Raw genomic sequence first — 6,530 nt, forward strand, 5'->3', positions numbered from 1 at the left:
AAATAACGCATATAAATACACAGCACCAGGAGGATTAAATAGTTTGGTGGAATTTGCCACTAAGTTTAATAGACATAAAGTAAGCGTATGGTTATGGCTTATGGTTCCAGCTTTTATAATTTAGTATCGTACTTATTTTACGAATAATAATGGATTATTTATGTTGAGTATTTATGGAGAGGGAAAAACAGAAATTAAGGTCCGGTTTTGTGTAAGAATGAAACGTATTTCTACCTATTACCGTATTATTTTTAAAGCACAAACAGGGGGGAATTATCTTGAAAAAATCGTTATCATTTTTAGCAATAATTATTATCGGTCTTCTTACGGCTTGTTCTAATGATACAAATCAATATCAGGAAGTAATTTCTAATTATCCTGAAACCATTAAAGAGAACATTGAGGAGCTACCTGAAGAATTTAGAGAGAATATAGTAGTCCCTTTAAAATTGCCTGAGTCTTATAGTGTTATTGATTTTGGCTACACAAGTGAACCTATCAATGACCCCGATGGAAATATTGTTCTTACTAATTTTATATATGCTGGAAACAACTCTCAACTTTTGTTAAACACAATGTATGGAAATGTATCTTATGCGAACGAAAAGAGTAGTGAAACGGTTACTTTAGATAATGGAATTGAGGCAAAAGTAGTTGACTATAGTTTAAGATGGGAGGACCAGGATGGTAATCATCACGAACTATCGTTAATAGTGCCGCCTGATACAACTGATACCGAAATTACAATTGAAGATTTAATAGAGATAGCTAATTCAATGGAGTAAATATTAATTTTTATTAAATAAAATGGTGCATTACTTTAAAATCCAACTGGCTTTCTAAGGGTGCAATTATTGAATTAATAGCGGTAGTCTATTTATATTCTAAATTACCAATTCTTGCGATTATCACTCAACTTTTATTATTTATTTCAAAAGGAAAATGAACAACAAAAGAATTAAGAAAGTTAACGAAAAAAAGGTGCTATCTACTAAGAAAGCACCTTTTTTAATCAATTATTGTTGTTTGGTTTCTTTATTAATAGCATAAATACGATAATTAGTGTGAAAGCAAGGAATGCTAAAAATGGTATGGTAATAAATCCAAGCCAATTAATATATTCAGCACTACACGGAACCCCATTGACACATGGTTTTATTTGTGCAAATCCCGGAACTTTTTGTTCTAAATAGTGGAAGAGCGAAGTAAACCAACCAATTAATGCTATTGGTAATACATATTTTTTCACCGTCCGGTCATTTTGAAAAGTAGCTATCCCAAGTATCAATGATAATGGATACATCGTAATACGCTGATACCAACAAAGTTCACACGGAATAAACCCTCTTATTTCACTAAAATAAAGACTCCCAAGTGTTGCAACAATGGAAACGACCCATGCCATATAAAGTGAAAGCTGCCCTATATCTACTTTCTTCATATCCTACATTTCCTCTAATGCGTTATCTATAGCATCTTTAATTGCTTCATAGTCAAAGGGGTCTTCAATCATTGTTTCATTTACCATGATTGTTGGGGTGAGTTGGACATCAAATTCTGTTACCAATTCTGTATCCTTATTGACTTCATTCATTTCTGAATTACTTTCAATTGCCGCATTTAATTTATCCGTATCAATGCCTGATAGCCTACCCGCTACTTCGTTAATCTTTTCTGTTGTAACCCAACTGCTGTGATGATCCTCACTTGGTTGCTCCTTGAAGAGTGCCTTATGAAATTCCCAATATGCATCAGGATTTTGTTTATAAACGGATTCTGCAGCTAATGACGCCAACTCTGATTCTTCACCGTGAAATAAGACATTGATAAACGAGAATTTCACCTTTCCAGTGTCAACGTAATCACTGACTAATTGTGGGTAAATCGTTTCACCCCATGCTTTACATGAAGGACACTTAAAATCACCAAATTCCACAACTGTTACTGGTGCATCGGTGTCTCCTATTGTGGGTTGCCCATCAATTGGTGGTTGTTTGTCCAATGTCGTTCCTTGATTTGAATCCGTACGATTGTTGTTGATAACAACTAAGGCAACAATTAAAGCAACCAAAAATAAGGTTATAATAACGACAAACTTAAATGAAGACTTATTATTTTTCATCAAAACACCTACTTATCCTATTATTAATAAATTTCATTTTACCAATTTAATATTGTTCAAATACTTTATTAAAATTAAGAATTTGACACACATATTAGCAATTGCTAATATGATAATAACAAATCATATTAGTGATGTCTAATATAAGGAGGAAATTTCGTGATAAAAGTTGATATCGATACTAAAATGAAGTTCTTACATGGCTTTTCAAATAAAACGAGGGTTCAAATACTCGAAAGTATAATAGAGGATGAAAAAACGGTTTCTGAAATTGTTGACGATTTAAATGGCAATCAATCCAACATTTCACAACATTTAACTTGCCTAAAAGGTTGTGGACTTATTGTCGGGAGGCAAGATGGGAAATACGTATATTACCGTGTGCGTAATCAACTAGTGCGTGATTTATTATCCATGTTTGATGTGGTACTTGAGGATATTCAGAACGATATTGCTTGTTGTGAAAATCATATTGATTAATGGAGGTGGAATGAATGGCCGATAATTGTTGTAGTTCAGCAGAAGAACCGGTAGCCATTGAGAATAATAATGGATGTTGCCATAGTAATGTAGAAAAAGACTCTACAAAAGAAGTAGTTAGTTGTTGCAGCAAGAATGAAGAAACACTAAACATAAATGCAACCCCTATCAAGGGGGAGAAGGTTGAATATCGAATACATGGAATGGATTGTCCTTCTTGTGCATTAACAATTGAAAAAGGGCTTAATAGGATTAGTTACATTCAAGAGGCTAAAGTAAATTATAATACCGCAAAACTACAGGTGGTCGGAACAGGTGCATTATCTCTTAACAGTGTAGAAAGTGAAGTCCAAAAGTTAGGCTTTACTGCTAAACCATTGATACAAAAAAGAAATATAAGAACTTATGATGTTGTGGGAATGGACTGTAGTAGTTGTGCTAAAAGTATCGAGAATCATTTAAATAAGATTCCTACAGTTAATGAAGTTGCTGTTAATTTTTCAACCGGAAAGATGAAAATAGAGCATGATAACAGTGTGGATGATATTGTTTCGGAAGTATCGAAACTAGGTTATAAAGCTTCACTAAATACAAATCGTAATAAATCTACAGATACTCTTAAAAACAAAGAAGGATACGGATTCATTACCTTTTCTGGTATTTTATTAGCACTTGGTTTTATTGGTTCTTATAGTGGTGTATCTTCATTAATGACCACCATTATATATGCCATTGCTATCGTTATAAGTGGTTATAAACCAGTGAAAAGTGCCTATTATGCTATAAAAAGCCGTTCGTTAGATATGAACGTTTTAATGTCCGCTGCAGCAATTGGGGCCGCATTGATTGGAGAATGGTTTGAAGGTGCGACTGTGGTATGGTTATTTGCGTTAGGTAATATCTTGCAAAATAGATCCGTTGAAAATACTAGAAAATCGATCCGAAATCTAATGGATTTGGCACCATCGGAGGCATGGGTTAGAGTAGGAACAGAATTAGTTAAGAGACCTGTAGAAGAAGTTTCCGTTGGCCAGATTATAGTTATCAAACCTGGCGATAGAATTCCGTTAGATGGTGAAATCATCCAAGGTGAGACGAGCGTGAATCAGGCACCTATTACTGGGGAATCAATACCAGTTGATAAATTAATCGGTGATACCGTATATGCAGGGTCCATTAATGAAAGTGGTTCAATTGAAACGAAAGTCACCAAGTTAGTTCAAGACACAAGTCTATCAAAAATTATCCATTTGGTGGAAGAAGCACAGGAGCAAAAGGCTCCAACGCAAAGCTTTATTGATAAGTTTGCGAGTGTTTATACTCCAATTGTCTTTGTACTAGCATTAATAGTAATCGTGATACCACCCCTATTAGGCTTTGGTACTTGGGGAGAATGGGTGTATAAAGGTCTCGCGTTATTAGTAGTTGCTTGTCCATGTGCGCTTGTTATATCTACTCCAGTTGCTATTGTTTCAGCTATCGGAAATGCCGCAAAGAATGGTGTGTTAATCAAAGGTGGTGCGTTCTTAGAAAAAGCAGGTGCGATTAATGCGATAGCTTTTGATAAAACAGGGACATTAACAGAAGGGAAGCCAAAAGTATCTGAAATTGAAGCAATAGGCATCTCTGAAGACGAATTAGTGTCAATAGCGTATACATTGGAAGATTACTCTACACACCCAATAGCAAAAACGATTGTCCGATATGCGAAGGACCATGGAGTTCAGGCTAATAGTGGAGAATTATTTAAAAATATCGTCGGTAAAGGTGTTCAAGCAACGATTAATGGAGTAGTACATTATGCTGGTAATATAAAACTGTTTGAAGATCTGAGAGTTTCTTTAGATGATGTTAGGAATAAAGTAGAAAAGATACAAAATCAAGGGAAAACGGTAGTAATTATAGGTACAGAGCAAGAAATAATGGGGATTATCTCTGTTGCTGATTCCATTCGATCAACTACTGTAAAAGCATTAGACGGATTGAAACAAGTTGGTGTAAACCAACTTATCATGTTAACCGGTGATAATAAAGGTACTGCCAAGATGATTTCAAATGAAACGAATGTGAATCGTTACTTTGCCGAACTTTTACCAGAAGATAAAGTCGGTGCTATTAAGCAACTACAAAAAGAAGGTCACAAAGTCGCGATGGTTGGTGATGGTATCAATGATGCGCCCGCTCTTGCTACCGCAGATTTAGGAATTGCGATGGGTGGAGCAGGAACAGATACAGCAATGGAAACTGCTGATATTGTCTTAATGGCAGACAATCTAGAGAAATTACCACATACCATGAAGTTAAGTAAAAAAGCATTGACGATCATTAAACAAAACATCTGGTTTTCTTTAATTGTAAAATTTGTAGCATTAATCCTAATATTTCCGGGTTGGCTTACTCTTTGGATGGCTGTTTTAAGTGATACTGGTGCCGCATTAATTGTTATTATAAATGCAATTAGATTGCTGAAATTCAAATAAGAGATAATAAAGAGAGGTTTTTCTATGAGAAACGTCTCTTTATTATCTCTTCTCTCATGTGATGTTATATTTTCAATAGATAAAGCTGAAAGGTATTAGATAATAATCCTATTCAGCTTTTTTTGAAATAAAAGTCTTGCAAAGCAATTCGATTGTGTATATATTGTATATAAATCATATATACACAATTTTTCGCAAGAGAGGTTTTTTCATGAAAATTATAATTTCGAATAAATCAAAAGAACCTATCTATAGGCAAATATACGCGCAAATTAAGAAGCATATTTTGACAAATGAACTAGATGCAGGTGAATCCTTGCCATCCATGCGTCAATTGGCAAAGGATTTGGATATTAGTGTTATTACGACAAAGCGTGCCTATGAAGAACTAGAGAATAATGGATTTATTTATTCGGTTGTAGGTAAAGGATCTTTTGTATCAGAGCAAAATAATGAAATGATTAAAGAGAGGAAAATGAAAGTAATTGAAGAGCAGCTAATTACTGCAATCCAAAATAGTAAAGAAATTGGAATCAATCTTACAAAGTTAAAGGAATTGCTTACCATGTTATATAGGGAGGAAGAATAATGGAAAACGTAATTGAATTGCAGCATGTACATAAATCATTTGATAACTTTGAACTAATGGATCTTTCCATGACGATTAAAAAAGGATTCGTAACTGGGTTTATCGGTGGAAATGGTGCAGGAAAATCAACAACGATTAAACTAATCATGAATTTGTTACAGCCTGATAGTGGATCTATTTCAATATTTGGTTTGAATTATAAGGAACATGAAAAAGCAATAAAACAGCGAATCGGTTTCGTAATGGATAAGAATATTTTTTATGAAGAATTAACATTAACAGGAATAAAGGGGATTATTAAACCTGCCTATATAAATTGGGATGATAGTATATTCGATTACTATGTTAAAACATTTGAACTGCCACTAAATAAAAAAATCAAATCTTTTTCTAAGGGAATGATGATGATGGCGTCGTTAACCATAGCTTTATCACATCATGCAGAACTAATCATTATGGATGAGCCTACATCGGGATTAGACCCAAGTTTTCGTAGGGAATTATTAGATATATTACACAATCTAATGCAAGATGGGGAAAAAACGATCTGCTTTTCTACTCATATCACAACTGATTTGGATCGTATTGCAGATTATATTACTTTAATTCATAATGGTCAGCATATTTTCACAAAAGAATTTAATCAAATTGAGGAAGAGTACGCCATAGTAAAAGGAGGAATTGAATTACTAGATCGGGATACGGAACAGGAATTTATATCCATTAGAAAATCCAGTCTGTATATGGTAACTTAAAAGTGAGCCACCATAGCAATTGAAAACTGAGCCACTTTTGATAGAAAATAACCCTAATGACATGTTAGGGGGAAACATCAGGAGTGATTATATTGAGTGAGAAA

Annotated in this window: 6 protein-coding genes and 1 pseudogene; 5 read left to right on the forward strand and 2 right to left on the reverse strand. The window is 34.1% G+C overall.

Going from position 1 to position 6,530, the window contains the following annotated elements; translation table 11 throughout:
- Positions 1-278 precede the first annotated feature (278 nt).
- A complete protein-coding gene (locus tag D8M05_RS05830) occupies positions 279-785 on the forward strand; it encodes a hypothetical protein (protein WP_121129573.1) in 507 nt (168 codons plus the stop codon).
- 227 nt (positions 786-1,012) lie between these two features.
- Here D8M05_RS05830 and D8M05_RS05835 read toward each other — a convergent pair whose 3' ends face one another.
- Together D8M05_RS05835 and D8M05_RS05840 are read right to left on the reverse strand one after the other, a co-directional pair.
- The gene (locus D8M05_RS05835) at positions 1,013-1,441 is read right to left on the reverse strand and encodes a disulfide oxidoreductase (protein WP_121129575.1); all 429 of its coding nucleotides are present in this window, start codon (positions 1,439-1,441) and stop codon (positions 1,013-1,015) included.
- Positions 1,442-1,444: 3 nt separating this feature from the next.
- On the reverse strand, positions 1,445-2,122 hold the full coding sequence (locus tag D8M05_RS05840; protein ID WP_183072714.1) for a DsbA family protein: 678 nt from the start codon (positions 2,120-2,122) through the stop codon (positions 1,445-1,447).
- 186 nt (positions 2,123-2,308) lie between these two features.
- Here D8M05_RS05840 and D8M05_RS05845 point away from each other — a divergent pair, with 186 nt between their 5' ends.
- From D8M05_RS05845 to D8M05_RS05860, 4 genes and pseudogenes are all read left to right on the forward strand, one after another.
- Positions 2,309-2,602: an ArsR/SmtB family transcription factor gene (locus D8M05_RS05845; protein ID WP_379542943.1), complete on the forward strand. Its 294-nt coding sequence runs from the start codon at positions 2,309-2,311 to the stop codon at positions 2,600-2,602.
- Positions 2,603-2,616: 14 nt separating this feature from the next.
- Positions 2,617-5,082 (forward strand): heavy metal translocating P-type ATPase, encoded by a 2,466-nt coding sequence (locus D8M05_RS05850; protein WP_121129581.1) that lies wholly within the window; start codon positions 2,617-2,619, stop codon positions 5,080-5,082.
- Between the two features lie 211 nt (positions 5,083-5,293).
- On the forward strand, positions 5,294-5,671 hold the full coding sequence (locus D8M05_RS05855) for a GntR family transcriptional regulator (RefSeq protein ID WP_121129583.1): 378 nt from the start codon (positions 5,294-5,296) through the stop codon (positions 5,669-5,671).
- A pseudogene (locus D8M05_RS05860) lies at positions 5,671-6,408 on the forward strand (ABC transporter ATP-binding protein); the annotation flags it as partial. The gene D8M05_RS05855 and the pseudogene D8M05_RS05860, both read left to right, overlap by 1 nt.
- Between the last annotated feature and the right edge of the window lie 122 nt (positions 6,409-6,530).

The sequence above is a fragment of the Oceanobacillus bengalensis genome (assembly GCF_003628445.1).
Taxonomy (GTDB): Bacteria; Bacillota; Bacilli; order Bacillales; family Amphibacillaceae; genus Oceanobacillus; species Oceanobacillus bengalensis.

Excerpts from the sequence above, each read along its gene's own strand:
- D8M05_RS05835 (WP_121129575.1), bottom strand. The coding sequence starts at position 1,441 with ATGAAGAAAGTAGATATAGGGCAGCTTTCACTTTATATGGCATGGGTC.
- D8M05_RS05840 (WP_183072714.1), bottom strand. The coding sequence starts at position 2,122 with ATGAAAAATAATAAGTCTTCATTTAAGTTTGTCGTTATTATAACCTTA.
- D8M05_RS05845 (WP_379542943.1), top strand. The coding sequence starts at position 2,309 with ATGAAGTTCTTACATGGCTTTTCAAATAAAACGAGGGTTCAAATACTC.
- D8M05_RS05855 (WP_121129583.1), top strand. The coding sequence starts at position 5,294 with ATGAAAATTATAATTTCGAATAAATCAAAAGAACCTATCTATAGGCAA.
- D8M05_RS05850 (WP_121129581.1), top strand. The coding sequence starts at position 2,617 with ATGGCCGATAATTGTTGTAGTTCAGCAGAAGAACCGGTAGCCATTGAG.